Here is a 21,567-nt window from a genome sequence, read left to right as displayed (position 1 = left end):
CGCACCCCAGTTATTCGTAAAAATTACTGGATTGGTTCAATGAATCTAATTGCTGTTGTGTTGTTCGGATACGGCGTTTGATATCACGAATCTCATCAGATAGAGATAACAGCCGTGCACGGGCTTCTTTTTCATTAGAAAAGTCTAGCATGTCACCATTTTCTAACTTATTGAATTCTGATTGGTAAGTATCTAGGAGGCGACTGTCTTTATCTAACTGACTGTCTAAGGCGTAATAATCTAGCCCTTTTCGATTAGCCACTTGCAATGTGTTGGCCATAGTGATTGGGCAAACATTGTTCAACTGACGACCACGTCTGCCAATGTTATAGGCATTATTAATGGTGCAGTATTGTTGCAGACCAAGTTTACGACCGCGCTCCCATGCTTGGTAGTCAGGGGCGACGCTAGCTTTGGCACAGGCTTTTGTATGAGAGGCTAATCGATCTGAATGGTAACCTGTCACGCCATCGTTATAGCCGATAGCTTGCCAGTCACCGACGAGACATTCTTGCTTGGAGAGTGTTGCACAGCCTGCTAGCAGATAGATACTACCGAACACAGATAACCCTAATGCCAGTTGACGTACAACGCGGTGTATAGGTCGGTACATGATTAGCTCCGGTAGCTGTGATAACGATAATAACTATGAACACAAATAAATGATGCTAGCAATCAATCACGTTATATAGTCTTGTCATTGATTGCTAAATTATTTCTAAACATCACGATAACGCATATATAAATAAAATAGAGCAGCTTATAAATGGCATCAATATTAATCAGTACCACTATAAGCTATTCTACGTTTCATTAATGCGGGCGAGTCAAATCGACCGATGTACCACTAGCATTGTCTTTTAAGCTCATTTTTAGCATGATGTAACCTGCGATACCAGAGACGATTGAACCCATAATAATACCCAAGCGCTCATCAAACATAGTGGTGTCGCCAGCGAACGCCAAGCCACCAATGAACAAACTCATGGTAAAACCAACACCGCATAATAGAGCTGCGCCGTAGATTTGCTTATAGTCCATACCTTTTGGCATGGTTGAGATACCAAGTTTAAAGATTAACCAGCACATAATCATGACGCCTAATTGCTTACCGATAAACAAACCAGCAGCAATACCTAGCGGTACTGAGTGGAATAACTCAGCAAAACCTGCGCCTTCGAGCGAGATACCCGAGTTGGCAAAAGCAAAGATTGGCAAAATACCAAAGGCAACAGTATTGTGCAGATCATGCTCTAGCTCTTCAAGCGGAGAGTGCTCAGGATCAGTACGATCGAACATCGGGATAAATAGTGCTAATACCACCCCTGCCAATGTTGCATGGATACCAGATTTGAGTACAGCAATCCACATGATCAGACCGATGAGTAGATACGGCGTGATGTTGGTGACGTTACGGCGATTAAGAACATACAAGAACGGCAAACATAAACCAGCTACTGCCAATGACTCTAATGACAACTCACTGGTGTAAAACAAAGCGATAATCAGAATCGCACCAATGTCATCAAAGATAGCAATAGAGACTAAAAATACCTTTAAAGAGTTGGGTACACGATTACCTAAGAGACTCAAAATACCAAGTGCAAAGGCAATATCTGTCGCAGCAGGAATGGCCCAACCTTTCCAAAACTCAGGCTCATTGTAGTTAAAGAGCAGATAGACAATCGCTGGCATAATCATACCGCCCAATGCGGCACCTGCTGGTAGTATTATCTGTTTGAGATTGGACAGCTCACCGATGAGTACTTCACGCTTAAGCTCTAATCCAACCAAGAAAAAGAAAACCGCCATCAGACCATCGTTAATCCAGTGATGAGCGTCTTTGGCAATCGCAAACTCACCAATCTGAATGGCGACTGGTGCATGAATAAAACCTTCATACCAAACATTAAGAGGGGAGTTGGCAATGATCATTGCAGCAATGGCAGCCAATGCTAAGACGATACCGCCTGCTGCCTCAAATTCAAAAAATGCTTTAATCCTTCGTATTGCCATATCATCCTCATTCGCTAAATACAATTTACTAAATAACCTCAAATATCCATCAATGTCTGCGCTACCTATAATTTTGAGGTAGCAAATAGACAGAAACAGTTTCTCATACTCTTATCAATATAGACAACAAAATACGTTGAGCCAGTGCCAACGGTCTACTTTTTTATATTCATAATAGCAATATTATAAAGAGGATTTGACGAGCACAATAGTTGTAAGTCGTTACATCTTTTTAATAAGTCGCTATTCGGTTGAGTATATTCGGAATGTTATTAGACAAATTTAGCAGACTTTGTTACGTTTTTGGCTTTTTTTACGGTTTTATCTTTATAATGAGCAGCGCTGTGCGATGTGTCATTATTTCTTTTGCTAGCACTGGTAAGCTGTCAGCTTATCGATAACGATATTTTAGCCTTATCTCAGAACTCCTTTTCTCTTCTTATCATATTTTGCAGGTCAGTGTCATGGACTTAACTTTCTCGTTAGAGATTATTTTAATGCTTACTGCGGTGGCCGCATTAGCAGGATTTATTGATGCTATCGCTGGCGGTGGCGGGTTGTTGACCATCCCTGCCATGTTACTGGCCAACATCCCACCAGTATTAACGCTCGGTACCAATAAACTGCAAGCGGCATCAGGCGCACTAGCGGCGTCTATTACTATGATTAGGAAAGGAGTCGTCAAACCGCAACGTATCAAAGTAGCTATCATCGCCGCTTTTATTGGTTCCGTTATCGGCACCATTGCTGTACAGATGTCACCACCTGACTTGCTTGAAAAGGTCATTCCGTTTTTAATCGCGGCTATCGGTATCTATACATTATTTGCCCCTAGGTTGGGTGAGGTAGAGGCTGCACCGCGCATCTCAGAGGGCAAATGGCAAAAAGTCGTGGCACCGTTGATCGGTTTTTATGATGGTTATATCGGTCCAGGTACGGGTATGTTTTTTGCGCTTGGCAATGTGGCATTGCGTGGTCGTCAAATTATCGAAGCAACAGGCGCGGCTAAAGTATTGAATTTATCGACCAATATTGGCTCGTTAATCTTCTTTATTTTGGGTGGTAACGTACTGTGGAAAGTGGGGCTAGCGATGATGGTTGGACAAACCATCGGTGCCTATTTTGGCTCACATATGGTGGTTAAAGGCGGTAGTAAATTAATTCGTCCAGTAATTGTACTGGTCTGTCTGGCGATGTTGACCAAATATGTGTTTGGCTAATTAGTTGTTGATAGAACCGTATCAATCATTATTATTTACTGATTATTAATCATAAAAAAACCTCAGCCAATTTGACTGAGGTTTTTTATTTTATACACTTCTATCTAGCAGGAGTGGGTTAGCGGCGACGATCAACATCATCGTATTCACTACCCATGATGCCATCACTAAAGACTTCAGAGAACTCACGCTCATTGTCTTCATCAATATGACCATCAAATACGTCTTTTGCACCAGCGTTAGGATCATTGTAAATAGCCAGATCCATTTTGCCTTCTGATTTTGCCACGATAGTAGTAACAGCAGCATCACCACCCACGTTTACAGCAGTACGTAACATATCAAGGATACGATCCACACCCAAGATTAGACCGATACCTTCGATTGGTAGACCCACTTGAGCAAATACCATAGACAGCATGATTAGACCAACACCAGGTACACCAGCCGTACCAACAGACGCCAGTACTGACATCAAGATGACGGTTAAGTATTCGGTTACGCCCAAATCAATGCCGTAAATGTTGGCAATAAAGATGGTCGCAGTACCCTGCATAATGGCCGTACCATCCATATTGATGGTAGCACCAAAAGGAACAGTGAACGACGCAACTGAGTTGTTTACACCCATACGCTTGGTAACCGTACGTAAGGTAATAGGAATCGTCGCGTTCGAGCTTGAGGTACTAAAAGCAAAGATCTGTACTTCACGCATTTTTGCCAAGAACGTCTTGATAGACAGGCCTGAAGATACCTTAAGTACAATCATCATAGTGACAAAGAAGTGGAAGGCCAATGAACCGACCAATACCGCGACATAACCAAGTAGTGACCAAATCAAGTCTAAACCTAGCTCTGCCATTGCTTTGGTCAATAGCGCAAATACACCATATGGTGCAAGGTTCATGATGATCGTGACCATCTTTAAGATGACTTCGTTGATCAGCTCTAGGCTCTGCACTAAGCCTTTGGCAGGTTTACCTACCATCAAGATACTGACACCGATCAAAATAGCAAAGAAGATGATCGATAACATATCGCCATTTGCCATTGCACTGATGGGGTTCGATGGGATAATGTTAGAGAACACATCAAGTAGAGGCGGCGCTGACGCTGCTTCAAACTCGGCTTCCGTTCCGATATTCATGCCTTTACCGATACCGAATAACGAGCCAAGACCAATTGCAGTCGCAATAGCGAGTGCAGTGGTTATCATATAAATAATGAACGTTTTAGTACCAATACGTCCAAGTAGGCGAATATCACCGATACCGCATACACCGCAAATCAGTGAGATAAGCACCAAAGGTACGACCAACATTTTTAGCGAGTTGACAAATAGTTTACCAACAATGGCAAGGAAGCCATTGGTGATATAAGTATTAACAAAGCCACCTTCGCCGTTCAATCCTGAGTAGTTTAGAAATAGGCCCAGTCCAATACCGAGCACCATGGCAACAATGATCTTGCCCGTCAGTCCCAAATTCTTCCACATAATTCATATCCTTTGTGTGCATAACAGCTTTATAGTAAGTGTTCATTAGCCAACATGATTGTACTTATCAGCCTTACTACAAAGCTTGTTATGACTATTAAGTTCCCGTGATTGTCGCTCGATGTCACATTTTCGTGGACAATATAAAAGAATAGCTAAGGGCACTGCAAGATTTTTTTCTGATTTTATTCTAAATGTACATTCCTCGTTACAACTATGTGCCCATAATATAGTCAATATTTATTCTAAACGGTTTGTTTCCCATATGAAACAAAATATTCATGAAAGAGTTTTTAGGGTAAGCGAATATGTCAAACTATTGATATTGAACCATTGATTTCAAATTATCGAAATGCAAAGAAAAGAATAAGACTCATATGATTAGTTAAGCTTAGAATTTCCAATAGACCTAAAAAAGCCAGACTATCGTTTATAGATAGTCTGGCTAATAAAACGTGAAAGTTTTACTATAAAATCTAATAATACTCAGTTTCTAATAGCAATATTAAAAACAGAATAGACTATTAAGCCTTATCGTCTTCTTCGCGTGATAAAGGTGATTGGCGTTCTAAGGGCTTGATATCATTATCACTTGCTTCAGCATTGATCTCGTCAGGTGGTGCAATATGACGATTGTGATTATTGCCCATACGCTCGTTAAGATGTGACTCAGCATCACGATGGCGATGATCGAGTGCCTCTATCTCAGGCTCTGACTCTTCAAAATCTGTCTGCGAATGTACTTCTTTAATAGTATCTTGCTCACTGACTAACTCTACATCGCCATTACTTTCGTAACCATGATTAGGATTGGCATCGCCAGTATGGTTGTCTGTATTTGCAGGACTGTCTAGATCATTAACAGCTGGTTCGTTAGTGGCTAGCTCATCGACGACAGATGCATCGGTATCCACAGCGATACCGTTTTTACTCTGAGCTTGTCTTTTTAGCTGTGCGTAATCAGTCAGTTGATGAACTGCATTTTCGAGGGCATGCGGATTGTCACGTTCTAGCGCTTCCGATAGATGCTCGTCAAACGTATCGGTCAATAATGAATCAAAACGCATGGCGTTATATTGAATCAGCACTTCTGCTTCTTCTTCGGTAATGCCGCCATTTTGACTGGCGTGTACCACATGGTCTTCAAAGGTTAGACCTTCAAAGCTGTCTTGATGCTCTGCTTTTTTAAACTTCTGCCACAATGGTTCGATTTCGACCAACGTCTGATAAGCATGCTCCATACGACCAGTTACATCGTCTGCATCGGTATTGTAATAAACCATGGTTTTAAGATAATCGCGGAATGGGTTGGCTGCAAAGTCATCCATGAAAGTATCACCCAATTGGCGTTTTAGCTCATCGCTTGCTGGGGTAAAGATACGTCCACTTGGGAAAGTCACAAAGCTGACCACATTGGCTGCCATACGATTCGGGAAGTTGGCAAAGAATGACACAAAGGCTTCTTGAATCGTATACAAGCTGTTTTGTAGCGCAACTTCGGCATGCAATCGCTCAGACTCTGACTTACTACCATGCTCATAGAACTGCAAAATAGCAGTCGCAATAAATAGATGACTATGGATATCTGCTAAACGACCAGAGAGCATCTCTTTACGTTTTAAGTCTCCTGCTAGTAATCCTAATGCCATGTCAGCAGTTAGGGCAAAGCTCGCACTGAGACGATTGATATGTTTGTAATAGGGACGAGTAAAAGCATCTGCGAAACTCGGGGCCTTATCGCTACCACCGATGTAACCTGCGACAAAGGCTTTGGCGCCACGGTTAAACGTGTAGCCTAAATGCTTAAAGAAAAGGGTATCAAACTTTTCAGTAGCAGCCGCTTTGTCTTCGCTTTGTAGTAACTGAAGCTCATCGAACAAGTAAGGATGACAACGCATCGCACCTTGACCAAAGATCATGAGTGAGCGGGTCAAAATGTTAGCGCCTTCGACCGTGATAGATACAGGAATCGCCTGATAAGGTGTTGCTAAGAAGTTACGCGGACCCATCTGTACAGCACGACCACCGACCACATCCATACCGTCGTTGACGACGCTACGCATGGTTTCAGTCGCATAGTATTTTGCCATGGCAGTCATGACTGATGGCGTGCCACCTTGGTTTAATCCGCAAGTGACCAAATGTCGGAACGCTTCTAACATATAAGTGTTACTCGCCATACGGCTAGTAGCGTCTTGTACACCTTCAAATTTACCTACTGATATCTTGAACTGTTCGCGAACTTTCGCGAACGCGCCGACAGATAGATAGGTCATTTCACTGGCTGATGTCGACAGAGCGGGCAGAGAAATACCTCGACCAACGCCCAAGCATTCCATAAGCATACGCCAGCCGCGACCAGCGTTCTCGACGCCACCGATGATGTAATCTAATGGGATAAAGACGTCTTTGCCATCGACCGTACCATTCATAAACGGTGAGCCGATTGGATTATGACGTGGCCCTGTTATGACACCTTCGTGGTTAGCTGGAACAAGGGCACAAGTAATGCCATAATCGGTTTTTTCAGGATTGCCAAGCAGACCTTCTGGATCATGCATTTTAAATGCTAAACCAACGACAGTAGCGACAGGTGCTAGGGTAATCCAGCGCTTAGAGAAGTTCATGCGTAAGCCAAGCACTTGTTCGCCTTCGTGCATACCGTAGCAGACTACACCTGTATCAGGAATCGCACCTGCATCAGAGCCAGCTTCAGGGCCAGTCAAACCAAAGCAAGGCACTTCATCACCTTTCGCAAGACCTGGCAACCAGCGCTGCTTTTGCTCGTCTGTACCATAATGCATCAATAGCTCACCAGGGCCGAGCGAGTTGGGAACCATACAGGTCACAGCGGCAGTCGGCGAGCGCGATGCAATCTTGCTCATTACACGGCTTTGCGCATAAGAGCTAAATTCTAAGCCGCCAAATTCTTTTGGAATGATTAAACCTAAGAAGCCATTACTTTTGATAAATTGCCATGCTTCAGGTGATAAATCTTTATCTTTATGCTGAATTTGCCATTCATCAAGCATGGCGCATAAGGTTTCTACTTCATTATCGATGAAACTCTGCTCTTCTTCTGAAAGCTGCGGATAAGGATAATTGGCAAAGGTATCCCAGTTTGGCGCACCCATAAACAGCTCTTTTTCCCACCAACTCGTACCCGCATCAAGCGCTTCACGCTCTGTATCACTCATACTCGGCATCGCACCGCCTAGCGCTTTATATACAGGCTTAGTGATTAACGATTGGCGAAGCGGTGCAACGAGTAAGACCAAGCACAATAGTGCCATTGGTATACCCAAAATGAGCGACCATGGGCTGATAATTGCGGTAACGATAACCGTAATTAGGGCGACGATGCTACCGGTGACCCGTGATAAGGACAACAAAAAGATGGCCAAGACCACGGCTAACTGAATGATGACTGCCAAAATAAACAAGCCAATTGCCATGACTATCTCCTTTAAAGCGCTGAATAAAAAATGCGAAAAGTACGTAAGTGAATAAACTAACTATAATTATTTTTCGTCTTGCCACTCACTGTCTTATAAATATATTGAATGATTTGTTAATCCATAAATGCTCGGTTCTACGTCTCTTAAGTACCAGTATTAACGGTCTAGTAATTAAACGATAAATAAATGACAAGAATGGCTACTAATATGAAACAGTTGTCGATAACTATCAAGAGCCAAAATGCTACGCTCTGTCGATGATATGTATCAAACATAATTGTTTGCAGGTTTTCCAAACAGACACATGGATTACATAGCTAGCTATTATCGAGAACTAGCCAAAGGGCTAACTAAAAGGGGCAAGGCAGCTCTCGGCATAAGACAAAGTATCGTTACGTCCGACGATAATGTGATCGACAAGCGAGATATCTAGCAGGTCACAGGCTTTTTTTAGCTCATAGGTCAGTAAGTTATCTGCCGTTGATGGCTTGGCATCGGTATGAGGATGATTATGCGCGATGATAAGTTGGCTAGCAGCATGGCTTAGTGCATGTCGCAGTACGTGCTTGATACAGACCGAGCATGATGAGATGCCACCAGTGAATAATATCTCAAAGTTTAAAAGGTTGAGGGCATTATCCAGACAGAGCACTGCAAATACTTCACGGTGCTCACCGCGCAACTGAGTGCTGATATAGTCTTTGACCGCTTGTGAGCGTCCTAGTGCTTGCCCAGTTTTGAGTTGACTGTCCAGATAGCGCGTACCCATCTCAAGTGAGGCTAATATTTGGGCGTACTTTGCAGGACCCATACCATGACAGGCAAGAACCGTCTGTTGAGGGGCGGCTAATAGCTCGGCTAAGCTACCAAACTGATCAATCAAATGCCGCGCTAATTCAATCGCTGATTGAGACTGAGTACCGGTGCGCAAAAATATGGCCAGTATCTCGGCATCAGACAAATGAGCTGCACCAAATTTTAAAAGTTTTTCGCGTGGCCTGTCATCCTCATGCCAGTCTTTGATCGCCATTGTCACTCCTTGAAAATGGGTGGATACTCGTTATCTGAGATAGATACGGAAAATCTTACCCAATTTATCTCATAATTGTTACTATAAGCGCAATTTTATCTTTTCACTTTTTTGTTGATGCCACGCTTATGTCCAATATTGTGCTTGCTATTACTGGCGGTATCGCCGCTTATAAATCTGCTATATTTGCCCGCTTGTTAGTGAAGGCAGGCTTTGATGTGCGCGTTATCATGACGACAGGCGCACAAGCATTTATCACACCGCTGACTCTACAAGCATTAACGGGTAACGAGGTGCATGTATCGTTGCTCGATGAGCAAGCCGAGGCAGGCATGGGGCATATTGAGCTGGCTAAGTGGGCCGACTTAATCGTGATTGCACCTGCTTCAGCCAATACGCTTGCGCGTCTGGCCATGGGTATGGCTGATGATCTATTGACCACAGTGTGTCTGGCCACTACTGCGCCCGTCATTATTGCTCCTGCCATGAATCAGCAGATGTGGGCGCATCCAGCAGTCAGTCTAAACGTGCAAACATTGCGCGATATGAATTATCAAATTATCCAACCAGCTAGCGGTGAGCAAGCGTGCGGTGATGTCGGAGCAGGGCGATTGCCTGAGCCTGAGCAATTATTAGATGAGGTGTTACTATTCATAGCAATGAATACAACGCCGCAGTTGCTAGCAGGTAAAAGAGTAGTCATTACTGCAGGTCCAACGGTAGAAGCGATTGACCCTGTGCGTTATCTGTCTAATCACTCTTCAGGAAAAATGGGCTTTGCATTGGCACGTGCCTGTGTGGCTGCTGGTGCAGACGTTGTCTTGATCGCTGGTGGTAAAGTGGCATTGCCCACGCCGCTTAATGTCACACGAATCGATGTGCTGTCTGCCGAAGATATGCTGATAACGGCGCAGCAATGTGTGGAAGGTACGCATAGCGAGCTGCAATTTGTCCTTGAAGAAGAGCATGACCATTCTCATGAGCACGATCACTCTCATAACCATTCTCACACTCACGAGCATCATCATGGCGATTGTGGTTGCGGTGATGACGATGTAAGCGACCATGACCATAATGACTTGCTACATTCTCATGATGACAACCAATTTGTAAAAGCAGATATCTTTATCGCGACCGCAGCCGTGGCAGATTATCGTACAGAAGAAGCCGCACCGCAAAAAATCAAAAAAACACAAGATGCCATGACGCTCAGTTTGGTTAAAAACCCTGATATTCTAGCGACAATTTCTCTTGCGCATCCAGAGCTATTTGTCGTTGGTTTTGCAGCAGAGACGCAAGATGTCGAGCGTTATGCCCGTGGTAAGTTGGTCGCAAAAGATTTGGATATGATTGCTTGCAATGATGTCTCACGTGCAGATATTGGTTTTGCTAGTGATGACAATGCGATGCAGGTGTTTTTCTCTGAGCGCTATGAGCGTGACACAGTAACACTTGAGAAGACCAGTAAAGATAAAATTGCTGAGCAACTAGCTAGCATCATCGGTCAAGCAATTGGTCAACGTAAAGATAGTTAGAGCTACAGACGCTAAATCTGATAGCTAGCATGTAGATAGTGTGTAGATATAGACGCTGAGCCTCAAATGGTATGACCGATATGATGAATATAGCTGGTAACGATAGCACTCAGATGCTAGTGCTGACGATCATTTTTGCGCTTGCCTCACTGCTACATGGTATTAGCGGACTTGGCGCAACGCTAGTGACGACCACTGCGCTTGCTAGTATGTACCCATTGCAACACGCCATTGTGTTAGTGATTTTCCCCTCGCTAGTCGTTAATGTGATGACCTGGCTAGTAGGCGGTGAGCGCACCATTTGGCAAAACTTTATCTACTACGGCAGACGCTATTGGTTGCTTGCGCTTACTAGCCTATTGGGTAGTATTTTAGGTGCGAAACTATTGCTATGGGTCGATAGTGCTTATATTCTTTTATTGTTGGCCGCGGTCATTGCTTTCTACGTTGTGAGTAGTTTACTCGGTAAGCAAATCCGTCTACCAAACACCAGACCTATGTTAATTGCCGTTGGCTTTGGTGCAGGCGTCATCGGCGGCTCGACCAATGCGATGTCGACCATACTGATGATGTATTTACTGTCTGCCAGTGACGATAAAAATACCATCGCCAAAGTCGGCAACATGTGCTATTTCTTAGGAAAGATTGCTCAAATTATCGTGTTGCGTGAGCCTATCATGGCACTGAGCAGTGGTGAGTGGCAGCTGATTACTTTTTTAAGTGTGCTGTCTATAGTCACACTGCTAGTTGGAATCCGTTTGCGTCGCTATTTGCCGCAAGCGCGTTTTCGTCAGCTTATTTTATTGATTTTAATCGTGCTCGGAATACGTGTCGGTTGGCAAGGTATTACCGCATTGTTATAGCTAAAGATATAAGCCTTTTCAGCGATATTTTATTAGGGCGTGTCCTCATTTCAAAAATGGTGAGAAAAATAAGATAAATTGCTGTCAAACAAGGAAAATAGTGCAGATAATATCGAGATATTGCCCAACTATTTGACGCTGTTTGACAAGATTTAGCTATTTTTGGCCCATTTAAAGGACACTCGTTTGAATTGAGGACACGTCCTAGACCAATGCTTCAAAAAATATCTGCTGTGCCAAACGAAAGGTATTGCAGTGCGCTTCAACCACGTCTTCGATATCTTCTGAGTAGCCGCCACCCATCACGATAGCGACAGGAATATTGGCAGCTTTTGCTTGCTGCAGTACATATTCATCACGCGCCTTGCATCCTGCTTGTGTCAATCCAAGTTTGCCGAGCTTGTCGGTGGCGAGCACGTCGACAGCAGACTGATAAAAAATCATATCTGGTGCAACCTCAGCGATTAAGCGTGGCAGCGTGTCTTCTAATATCTGTAAATACTCAGCATCGCCGGTATCATTGTCTAGCTCAATATCCAAGTCAGATACTTGCTTACGAAACGGGTAGTTCTTTGCCCCATGCATACTAAAGATAAAAACGCGGGGCTCATCTGCCATGATGCTGGCGTTGCCATTGCCTTGATGAACGTCCAAATCGATAACTAAAATCTTTTTTGCCTGTCTACGATTTAGCAATAAGTTGCTAGCGATACAGACATCATTAAATACGCAAAACCCTTCTCCATGACCAGCAAAGGAGTGATGGGTGCCGCCTGCGACGTTCATCGCTACGCCATATTGCTGAGCATATAGCGCGCATTCATACGTTGCATGAGCAATATAACGTCCGCGCTCGACCAACTGCGGCGTCATCTCAAATCCGATCGCACGAGCAGCCTTGCGCGGCAGTGTTTGAGTTTTAAGCTGATACCAGTACTCTGCGGTATGCGTGGTCAAAATCTCATCTTCGCTTAAGCGAGCAGGGGCAAAGAAGTTATCTTGGCTGATAGTGCCTTCTGCCAGTAGACGCTCAGGAATCATAATGTACTTTTGCATGGGGAAGCGGTGCTTTTCGGGCACGGAGTAGCGAAAGACGTCAGAGTAGGCAATTTTTAGCATAAGATTTCTAGCTTAGTATTGATGGTTTTTTGGATAGAAAAATAAAGGGACAAGTATCAGCTATCGTCGGTTATGGCTTGATTGAAAAACCAGTTTATCGGATGAACTTAATTATCGAACGGACTGAACTATTGAACAAACTGAGTCGGCAGAAAGAAAGTGCGCGCGTCTGTCTGTTGACGTAGCTCTACAAGTAGCGTTTGCATGTCTTCAGCAGGGTCTTGATTATTAACCAAGTTGCCAAATAGCTCGTTGGCGACCGTAGTCATCGCAACCACGCTTTGGAGTAAATGCTCAATGATCTCATTATCTAGACCAACTGCTTCGACATCGATAGCATTTTTGTAGCGTATCTCACCATCGTTGACATCCATCTCTAGATTACCGACTAGCATGTCATAGTTGATTTGGGTGATAAGTAGCATCGCAGCGCTTTGATGAGTTTCTGGTATCAAAAATGGCAAGATGCCGTAGATGGCTAACAGTTTGTTTTTTTCTTGCACCCGAAACAGATAGCCACAGTTTATTTGCTTATGACGCATTCTCAAGGAAAAATGATGCGATTTTTGGCTATCGTTGGTTTTGGGTCGATAATGCGTGTAGTGCCACTGTTTGTCATTGAAGTATTGCTTTAAGCAGTCGACGATAGGCGTATCACTTTGGTTTTGAGATTCTGCATTTGCGCTATCGGTTTTTAGGTTATTGGTTTTGAGTTGAGATGTATTTGCTTGTGCTTGTGCTTGATTGCTATCCTGTTCGCTGCTCTGATTCGCCTCTAATTCATGAGAGATATCAGAGATAGTACTATCAGTAGCTTGAGAACTGATATTAGAAATATCAGCTGATATATTTTTTGTATTATTAATCTCGCTGTCAGCAAGTGATGCATGCCCTTGCTCGCTTGCAGCATCGACGACTGACTGCGGTGCGGCAGCAGTCAGTAACCGTTTGATCTTTTGCCATAAGCTGAGTTTATTGCGTTGACTCATAATTGTATGCTGACAAGTAAGGGTTATAAATTAATCGTGAGTGAATGCCAAACCTTCTTTGATAGTAGGCTGTGCATAGAACGCTTCTAGCATTTCACGAATATGAGCCGTTAACCAAGGCGTCTCAAGAGCATTGTAAACGATAGGCAGTAGTGTAGTGCTACATTGCTTCATGGCTGCTTCGTCAATGTGCAAACTCGCCGCAATGGTCGCCATCGTGTCAGACTGATGATTGGCATACCAAGTGTCAATGCTTGCCGAGACTAAGCTGTGCAGATACGGTGACAGTCGTAGACGATTGTAGCTTTGTTGGATACTGGCTTCGATATGGTCAATGCTACTGTTACCAGGCTCATCGCTTAAATAGGTTTGTAGCTCGCTAATCGGTTGGTCTTTGATACGATCCCAGCCCATAACCATCAGGCGCGCCACTTCTTCGTTTGATAAGTGTTCTTGGGCATTGGCTTCGGCTTTGCGCGTCAAATCTTTGATATTGCGATGCAGGTACGTTTGCAGTTTTTCATCGAGGTTTCTGTTGGTCGCTTTTTCAAAAGAGCTACGCCCAAGCTTCATCAATTTACCAACGCCACCTGCTTTATCGAGGGTGCTTTCCATAAAGTCATTGATAGCGTGATAGAGTGTTTGGGTCAATAAATCTGCAAAGGTTTCGTTACCGACCAGCGTATGAATCAATATGTTGCGCTGCTGCTCATGGCTACCGATATAGTTGGCCAGCGTTTCAACTTGGGCATCATCGATCAGCTCAGACAAAGGCACGTTATCATTGACTGGGTGATAAATAATGGTGTGCAAAATATCACGGATATCGGTACGCATCACCTCAGTCATCTGCTGATTTAACAGCCAGTCTTTCATCAGCTGCTGTAAATGGTCACAGGTGATATATTTGCTCAAAGGCTGCGCACCAAACCATTGCCAAGCTTCCATCGCTAGTGGCTCAGCTTGATTGTGCAACCACTGCTGCATAAAGTTGACTTGAGCATCGATCAAGCTATCTACTGTCAAACGGCTGGCTGATGGCTCTTTTAACAAGTTAGTGTCTGCGTTGTCATTGTTAGTCTCTGCAGCAGTATTAGGTTTTTGGCTATCTTGTGAAGTCGGCATAGGTTTTGAGGTCATATTTTAAAGTCGTATTTTTTTGAGGTCGTACTTTTTGAAGTCAGAGTAATCGACAATTTGTTATACTGTGTGTTTGTAGCGAGCATAGGGTATTATGCCACGAACATTACCTTTGTTTGTGATGAATATTGACTGCTTGATAAATAACCAGAGGTTTTGATGACGGTTTTGGATACGCCTTTACTTGCACTTGAGGAGCTGACGGTTCAGCGCGGTGAGATACCGCTGTGCGAAGGCGTTGCGTTGGAGCTATCTGCAGGTAGTATTTGCCATCTAATCGGGGCAAATGGGACGGGAAAGACCACGTTACTCATGCAGTTGGCTGGATTGTTACCTGTTTTGTCAGGTGAAGTTACTTATCAAGGACAGTCGTGCCTGCCCATTCAACCTTTATATGTCTCGCACCAGTTGGGCATCCATCCAAATCTGACAGTAGCACAGAATCTGACATTTCTGCTGAACCTATATGGTATCACGCCAAGTATTACCGATATTGATGATGCGCTCACATGGGTTGGACTGCAAGGGTTTGAGACGATCAGCTCAAGCCACCTGTCCGCTGGGCAAACGCGGCGCATCACGCTGGCCAGATTGTACCTACTAACTCCTGATTTAACACCGCTCTGGTTACTTGATGAGCCTTTCACGGCACTGGATGTTGATATGGTGGCACGTATAGAAGCGCGGTTACGCGACTTTGCACAGGCTGGCGGGTCGATACTAATGACCAGCCATCAAGCAGTCGGTGTCGCCAATCAAGTGCTCGATTTGTCAGATTACATGGTATAAGTTTGATTGCTATCAGTACCATCAGCATATGTGCAAGGACAAATAATGACAGACAGTCCAATACAAGTAGGATCAGTAGCAGCCATGAATAAAAGTCCAAATGCTATTGTTGCGGCACCTCGCAGTATTGGCTTCCTGCAGCTATGGCGACGCGAATGGCAAGTCAAGCAGCAAGGAGCGGTACAATGGTTGTATCCATTAGTGCTGTTCTTAGTGATTATCACTTTGTTTCCGTTGGCAGTGGGTAGTGAGCCTGCGCTATTGCAGCGTCTGGGCGTATCAGCAGTGTGGATTGCTGCGTTGCTGTCACTGGTAATGGGCGTTGATGGCTTGTTCAAGCCTGCGCTTGATAACGGTACGCTTGCGCAATTGGTCGTCGCCAAAGCGTCACTACCGTTATGGGTATTTATTAGACTGGTCATTCATTGGATTTTTAGCAGTGGTATTGTGGCAGCGCTTAGTTTGCTTGCCGTGCCGTTGTTTCAGCTTAGTTGGTTTGAAGCGTGGATATTGATGGCTTCTATCGTGACAGGTAGCCCAATTCTCCTAATGCTATCCGCGATTGCTAGTAGCTTGACGCTATCGTTAAAGAATGGGGCAGTATTGGTGCCTTTGATTGCTTTACCGATGCAGTTGCCAGTATTGATTTTTGCTACGGGTGCGGTTGATTTATTTGCCTCTGGGCTGAATGGTTTGCCTATCTTAGCTTTATTACTAGCAGGAAGTATTGTTTCTGTCCTAGTTATGCCTTGGGTGATTGCTACAACTTTAAAAATGTCATGGCTCAATTAAACGATTTGCGTTTTGTAATCCTAAAGTCCAGTTATCTAAATTTAGTTATCTGCATCACATGTATTAACATCGTGGTGAAAACTGGCAATTTTGCTATAATAGTCAATTGAATACGTAAACAGCTCTTTGCAGATTCTATCCAGTGTTTAACGCCAGCAGGTGAGTTGATAGTGGTGCTTATATAGACCGCATCATTTATCACCAGTAAGCTGTGTAATAGGTTTCTTCCAATGCCCAACCTGAATAACGTCTCATCCCCTAGCTTGTGGCAGCGCATTTGGCAGGGTTTCTTGACCACTGTGGGTACCAAGCAGTTTTTTCGTATCTTTAGCCCTTGGGTCAAGTGGTTAGCGATACTAGCCAGTCTCTGTTTGCTCATCGGTAGCGTATGGGGCCTTGCTTTTGCGCCGCCTGATTATCTTCAGGGTAATAGCTATCGCATTATCTTTATCCATGTTCCAGCGGCCAGTCTTGCCATTTCTATCTATTTTTCCCTTGCGGTCTTGGGGGTAATTTATTTGGTATGGAAGATTAAGACAGCCAGTTTGGTTGCGCAGGCACTTGCCCCAATGGGCTTTTTGCTATGTGTCATTAGTTTGCTTACAGGCTCTATCTGGGCAAAGCCAACATGGGGTACTTACTGGGTATGGGATGCGCGCCTTACGTCAATGCTGATATTGGCGTTTTTATACGCGGGCGTAATGGCACTGTTTGCCGCTTTTGAGCATACGGCCAATCGTGGTAAAGCGGCCGCTATTTTGTCTATTGTAGGCGCAGTGAACCTGCCTATTATCAAGTACTCAGTAGAGTGGTGGAATACCTTGCATCAAGGCGCGACCTTTAGTTTGACTGCCGCACCGAAGATGTCGGCAGATATGTGGATGCCTTTGCTACTGATGATCATCGGCAGCTATTTACTGGTTGCGACATTAGCGATTTATCGTACCAACACGCTGATTTTATACCGTGATCAAGGCAAAGCGTGGGTTAAAGAATACATTCGTGGTCAACACAAATAACGGCTAGGAAAATACTATGCAGCCTTACTTTTATAGCGTATCTGAGTTTTTCGCCATGGGTAAGCATGGGGTTTTTGTGTGGTCGTGCTGGGCGATAACGATCGGCGTGATGTTGGCGTTTATTATCTATAGCCGCAAACAACGACAGTCACTTATCAAACAGCTGACAATCCAGCAAGCGCGACAAGCACAACGAACGACCAAAACCTCAACGCCTGTAACTAAACAAGCGGAATAAAAATCATCTTAATATCATGGTTTTAGCGTAAGGAGCCGTATCCTTACACTGACAAAAATATGACCTTATAGGCAGTGATGAGGCTTATTGATTTATCTGAAAAATGCTACCATATAGCGATTAGAAGAGTACGATTAGAAAGACATTTTTAGAACGTTTTTCTAATGGTGGTTTCTTCAAATTTTTCTGCTTTATAGATTGATTATGGTTTATAAAACAGTGACTCATTAATGGGGTAGTGGTATGAATGCAGTTCGTCGGAAAAAACTGACGTGGGTTATGTTTACGCTGGCAGGTGCAGCAATAGCAGTTATGTTGGTTGTCTATGCTATTGGACAGCAAACTGACTACTACTTTGATGCAACCGCTATTGCCCAAGGTGAAGCGCCTCAAGACAAACGTATTCGTGCTGGAGGTATGGTGGTTGCCGGTAGTGTGCAGCGTGCAGCAGACAATCCATTAAATGTTGAGTTTGCGATTACTGATTTTCAGTCAACCGTGCCCGTGACTTACCAAGGTATTCTGCCAGATTTATTTGCTGAAAATTCAGGCGTCGTTGCCACTGGTAAAATGCAGGGCGATACTTTCGTCGCTGGGGAAGTGTTGGCTAAGCATGACGAAAACTATATGCCACCAGAAGTTGCTAAATCTATGAAAGAAAATAATCGTAGCGGAGCGATACCTTCTTCTGAACAGTATAATCCTGCTGAAAAAATTCATGAGACCGAAACGCTACAACAGTAACGATTATAAGTTGTCGTACCATATAAAAAAGCCACCGATAATCGGTGGCTTTTTATTGAGCTTTGTTTAGCTAATCAATTAATCGTACTTATTAACTCTATTAGTCATCCCATATTGGGCTATAGTCAGGATGCTCAATTTTACGACCGTCAGAGCTGGCTAGGTTGCCGATTTTTTCTAATTCGTCTGCACTTAACTCAACCTTGATGGCATCTAGATTACCTTGCAAGTGATCAGGGTTAGACGTTTTTGGAATAGCCACACGATGCTTGTCTGATAAGATCCAAGCTAGTGAGATTTGTGCTGGTGTTACGTTGTGCTTATCTGCAATCTCTTTAATTACTTCGTTATCAAATACATCACCACGCGCTAATGGCGAGTAAGCTTCTAGCAGAATGTGATGATTATTCAAAAAGGTCTGCAATGTGTTTTGCTTAATAAAGGGATGAAACTCTACTTGGTTCACGACGATAGGCACATCAGCATATTTCTTGGCCTCAATGATATTAGCAATATTGAAGTTTGAAACACCAATATGACGCGTCACGCCTTGCTTTTGGAGTTCACACAATGCAGGAATAGTCTCAGACAATGGCACGCGGTCATCAGGCCAGTGCAATAGCAATAGATCGACATAATCTGTACCCAAATCTTCCAAAGAACGTTTCGCTGCGGCGACCAGTTTTTCTGGCTCAAACTTCATATCATCTGGAAAAATCTTGGTAGTTAAAAAGAACTTATCGCGAGCCACGCCTGACTGTCTGATACCTTCGCCAACTTCTTTTTCATTGCCATAAGCTTGAGCGGTATCGATATGCTCATACCCCATTTCTAACGCTTTTTTGACCACATCCACGCAATCTTGTCCAGTTGACTGCCAAGTACCTAGGCCTAGGATTGGGATATTTGCTTGTCCAGCGGTACGAATATTATAGTTTTTAGCGCTCATATTATTATCCTTGTTATGTGTATCTTATAATTTTCATTCGTTTTAAATGTCATCAATAGTATGGTCTAACGAGTAAATCACTATTGAGCCTGTCCACTATAGAAAAAACCAAGGACAAGTGGAAGAGTGAGTGACGGTTTCCTACAAAGGGTAAACAGGCTGTAACGTGATTTTTAATAGTTATTTGATAGTTATTTAATGCACAGTTAGTCTTTTGATAACGGTACTGGAAGACAGCACTCCTAAAATGAAAGATAAAAAAAACGCCCATCACTTTAAGTAATGGGCGTTTCTATTAATCATAACACCTAAAAAACTAGGTACTTTTGATTTAAAGTCTTATTGAGCAGCAGCTTCTGCAGTTTCTGGAGCGTCAGCGCTTTCAGTTTTAGCAGCAGTGTCCGTATGTGCGCTGTGATCAGTACCCCAGATTTTTGGGTACTTATAGCCAGGAAACGTTTCATGAGCGTACTTTTTGAAAGCTTCTGAGTTATAAGCGTTGGTCACATCTTCAACCCATTTTTTACCAGTATCAGCAGATTTGATTGCTGACCAGTTTACATAAGCAAAGCTTGGCTCTTGGAACAATGCTTCGGTCAATTTGATACCAGAGTCAGTAGCATAGTTACCGTTGATAACCGCGAAGTCAACTTCATCACGTGCGCGTGGTAATTGAGCAGCTTCTAGTTCAACAATTTCGATATCGTATTTGCTGTTGTCAGCGATATCAGCTTTTGATGCTGTCAATGGATCGATGTTGTCTTTCAATTTGATCCAGCCAAGATCGTTCATCATAACCAAAGCACGTGCAAAGTTACTAGGATCGTTTGGTGCAGAGACACTCATACCTTTGAATGCAGCATCAAGACTGGTCTTTTTACCTGAGTAAATGCCAAGCGGAGCCGTTGGTACTTGGAATGCTTCTACTAGATCAAGGTTGTTTTCTTTTTTGAAATTATCAAGATAAGGTTTGTGCTGGAAGATGTTGATATCCAAATCGCCTTCAGCCAATGCAAGGTTAGGACGGACATAGTCAGTAAAAGCAATCAACTCAACTTCATAACCTTGAGCTTCAAGCGTGCTCTTTACTTGGTTACGAACCATATCAGCAAAATCGCCTTCAGTCGTACCGATAACGATTTTAGTATGGTCAGGGTCGATATCGCTAGCGGCAGTTTCTGCAGTGGCACCTTCGGTTGCTGGCTCTTTAGTCGCTTCTGGCGCTGATGAATTGCTGCAACCGACTAAGACTAGACCTGATACACCAACAGCGGCAAATGCGGTAGCTAACTGACGGCTGATATCTGTTAATTTCATAATATGTCCTTAATAATGAATGGGATTGAGTAGAACGTTTATCGTCTGAACATTAAAAAAGCAACATTATAAATAGTAATGCTGCTTTTGTTGTAAGAGCTGAGATAAGGGTTGAGTGTTGCCAAAAATAAACCTAGTCGCTCGTAAAGTCAAGTATTCTCTAAAGCGGTTTAACGTTTGTCTAAACGATTGGCGAGCCAGTTACCAGAGGCTTGAATCGAGACGACCATGATAGATAGTACAATCACGATAAAAATCATTACCTCAGTTTGATAGCGATAATAGCCATAACGAATGGCCAAATCACCCAAACCGCCACCACCAATCATACCAGCCGCCGCTGAATAAGAGAGCAAGCTGATACAAAGAATAGTGACTGACAATACTAAACCTGAGCGCGCTTCATTAAGTAGTACTTTAATAATGGTAAAAGGCCTGGCACCCATCGATTCAGTGGCTTCGATAATACCGCGCGGCACTTCGCGTAAATTTTGCTCGACCAAACGCGCAAAATAAAACGAACCAGCGATAGCAAGTACGAGGGATGCAGCGATCGGTCCGATACCCGTACCAACGATGGCCTTGGTAAACGGACTCATCGCAATCATCAAAATTACAAATGGGAAGGCACGCATAAAGTTGGTGATACCACCAAGTACACCGTACAGTGTCTTGTTTTGCAAAAACTGTCGATCACTAGACAAAAACAAGAATACGCCAAACAGTCCACCGATGACGATTGCTACCGTGGTTGAAATACCGAGCATCACAAACGTATCAATAAACGCGCTCACGATCTCTTTGCGTAACACAAGTAGCTTATCTATAGAGGCGGATAATTCAGTACCAGTTAA

At 43.6% G+C, this 21,567-nt stretch carries 19 protein-coding genes; 8 read left to right on the top strand and 11 right to left on the bottom strand.

Features of this window, described 5'->3' with window-relative positions:
* Positions 1-10: 10 nt before the first annotated feature.
* Entirely contained in the window at positions 11-613 is a 603-nt protein-coding gene (locus AK824_RS11275) for a DUF2799 domain-containing protein (protein WP_057761615.1), read from the bottom strand.
* A 200-nt stretch (positions 614-813) separates the two neighbouring features.
* The gene (gene nhaA / locus AK824_RS11270) at positions 814-2,016 is read right to left on the bottom strand and encodes a Na+/H+ antiporter NhaA (RefSeq protein WP_057761613.1); all 1,203 of its coding nucleotides are present in this window, start codon (positions 2,014-2,016) and stop codon (positions 814-816) included.
* 464 nt (positions 2,017-2,480) lie between these two features.
* Between nhaA and AK824_RS11265 the strand changes: the two genes are divergently transcribed.
* On the top strand, positions 2,481-3,236 hold the full coding sequence (locus tag AK824_RS11265) for a TSUP family transporter (protein WP_057761611.1): 756 nt from the start codon (positions 2,481-2,483) through the stop codon (positions 3,234-3,236).
* Between the two features lie 118 nt (positions 3,237-3,354).
* Here AK824_RS11265 and AK824_RS11260 read toward each other — a convergent pair whose 3' ends face one another.
* The 3 genes from AK824_RS11260 to radC form a co-directional block, all read right to left on the bottom strand.
* On the bottom strand, positions 3,355-4,731 hold the full coding sequence (locus tag AK824_RS11260; RefSeq protein ID WP_057761609.1) for a dicarboxylate/amino acid:cation symporter: 1,377 nt from the start codon (positions 4,729-4,731) through the stop codon (positions 3,355-3,357).
* Between the two features lie 524 nt (positions 4,732-5,255).
* Positions 5,256-8,186 (bottom strand): acyl-CoA dehydrogenase, encoded by a 2,931-nt coding sequence (locus AK824_RS11255; protein ID WP_057761607.1) that lies wholly within the window; start codon positions 8,184-8,186, stop codon positions 5,256-5,258.
* Between the two features lie 349 nt (positions 8,187-8,535).
* Positions 8,536-9,219 (bottom strand): RadC family protein, encoded by a 684-nt coding sequence (gene radC, locus AK824_RS11250; RefSeq protein WP_057761605.1) that lies wholly within the window; start codon positions 9,217-9,219, stop codon positions 8,536-8,538.
* Positions 9,220-9,347: 128 nt separating this feature from the next.
* Here radC and coaBC point away from each other — a divergent pair, with 128 nt between their 5' ends.
* Entirely contained in the window at positions 9,348-10,754 is a 1,407-nt protein-coding gene (gene coaBC / locus AK824_RS11245) for a bifunctional phosphopantothenoylcysteine decarboxylase/phosphopantothenate--cysteine ligase CoaBC (RefSeq protein WP_057761604.1), read from the top strand.
* Between the two features lie 80 nt (positions 10,755-10,834).
* A complete protein-coding gene (locus AK824_RS11240; protein WP_057761602.1) occupies positions 10,835-11,617 on the top strand; it encodes a sulfite exporter TauE/SafE family protein in 783 nt (260 codons plus the stop codon).
* A 204-nt stretch (positions 11,618-11,821) separates the two neighbouring features.
* Here the strand turns inward: AK824_RS11240 and AK824_RS11235 are convergent, their stop codons facing one another.
* The 3 genes from AK824_RS11235 to AK824_RS11225 form a co-directional block, all read right to left on the bottom strand.
* Positions 11,822-12,736: a histone deacetylase family protein gene (locus AK824_RS11235; RefSeq protein WP_057761600.1), complete on the bottom strand. Its 915-nt coding sequence runs from the start codon at positions 12,734-12,736 to the stop codon at positions 11,822-11,824.
* A 128-nt stretch (positions 12,737-12,864) separates the two neighbouring features.
* Entirely contained in the window at positions 12,865-13,725 is an 861-nt protein-coding gene (locus AK824_RS11230) for a type III secretion system chaperone family protein (RefSeq protein WP_057761598.1), read from the bottom strand.
* A 30-nt stretch (positions 13,726-13,755) separates the two neighbouring features.
* Positions 13,756-14,865, bottom strand: coding sequence for a hypothetical protein (locus AK824_RS11225; protein WP_197411800.1), 1,110 nt, complete (start codon positions 14,863-14,865; stop codon positions 13,756-13,758).
* A gap of 159 nt (positions 14,866-15,024) precedes the next feature.
* On the opposite strand from AK824_RS11225, the gene ccmA reads away from it, so the two are divergent.
* The 5 genes from ccmA (at position 15,025) to ccmE (ending at position 18,447) form a co-directional block, all read left to right on the top strand.
* On the top strand, positions 15,025-15,654 hold the full coding sequence (ccmA, locus tag AK824_RS11220) for a heme ABC exporter ATP-binding protein CcmA (protein WP_057761596.1): 630 nt from the start codon (positions 15,025-15,027) through the stop codon (positions 15,652-15,654).
* 84 nt (positions 15,655-15,738) lie between these two features.
* Positions 15,739-16,446 (top strand): heme exporter protein CcmB, encoded by a 708-nt coding sequence (locus AK824_RS11215; protein WP_057762635.1) that lies wholly within the window; start codon positions 15,739-15,741, stop codon positions 16,444-16,446.
* A gap of 230 nt (positions 16,447-16,676) precedes the next feature.
* The gene (gene ccmC, locus AK824_RS11210; RefSeq protein ID WP_057761594.1) at positions 16,677-17,465 is read left to right on the top strand and encodes a heme ABC transporter permease CcmC; all 789 of its coding nucleotides are present in this window, start codon (positions 16,677-16,679) and stop codon (positions 17,463-17,465) included.
* Between the two features lie 16 nt (positions 17,466-17,481).
* Positions 17,482-17,703 (top strand): heme exporter protein CcmD, encoded by a 222-nt coding sequence (gene ccmD / locus AK824_RS11205; RefSeq protein WP_057761592.1) that lies wholly within the window; start codon positions 17,482-17,484, stop codon positions 17,701-17,703.
* Positions 17,704-17,946: 243 nt separating this feature from the next.
* The gene (ccmE, locus tag AK824_RS11200) at positions 17,947-18,447 is read left to right on the top strand and encodes a cytochrome c maturation protein CcmE (protein WP_057761590.1); all 501 of its coding nucleotides are present in this window, start codon (positions 17,947-17,949) and stop codon (positions 18,445-18,447) included.
* Positions 18,448-18,547: 100 nt separating this feature from the next.
* Here ccmE and AK824_RS11195 read toward each other — a convergent pair whose 3' ends face one another.
* The 3 genes from AK824_RS11195 to AK824_RS11185 all read right to left on the bottom strand — a co-directional run bounded on the left by AK824_RS11195 (position 18,548) and on the right by AK824_RS11185 (position 21,540).
* On the bottom strand, positions 18,548-19,396 hold the full coding sequence (locus AK824_RS11195) for an aldo/keto reductase (RefSeq protein ID WP_057761588.1): 849 nt from the start codon (positions 19,394-19,396) through the stop codon (positions 18,548-18,550).
* Between the two features lie 339 nt (positions 19,397-19,735).
* Positions 19,736-20,713 (bottom strand): MetQ/NlpA family ABC transporter substrate-binding protein, encoded by a 978-nt coding sequence (locus tag AK824_RS11190; protein ID WP_057761586.1) that lies wholly within the window; start codon positions 20,711-20,713, stop codon positions 19,736-19,738.
* 170 nt (positions 20,714-20,883) lie between these two features.
* Positions 20,884-21,540, bottom strand: a complete 657-nt coding sequence (locus tag AK824_RS11185; protein WP_370587210.1) for a methionine ABC transporter permease — start codon at positions 21,538-21,540, stop codon at positions 20,884-20,886.
* Positions 21,541-21,567: the final 27 nt, after the last annotated feature.

It is taken from the genome of Psychrobacter sp. P11G3 (assembly GCF_001435845.1).
GTDB lineage: Bacteria > Pseudomonadota > Gammaproteobacteria > Pseudomonadales > Moraxellaceae > Psychrobacter.
This window is presented reverse-complemented; position numbering and strand designations above follow the sequence as displayed.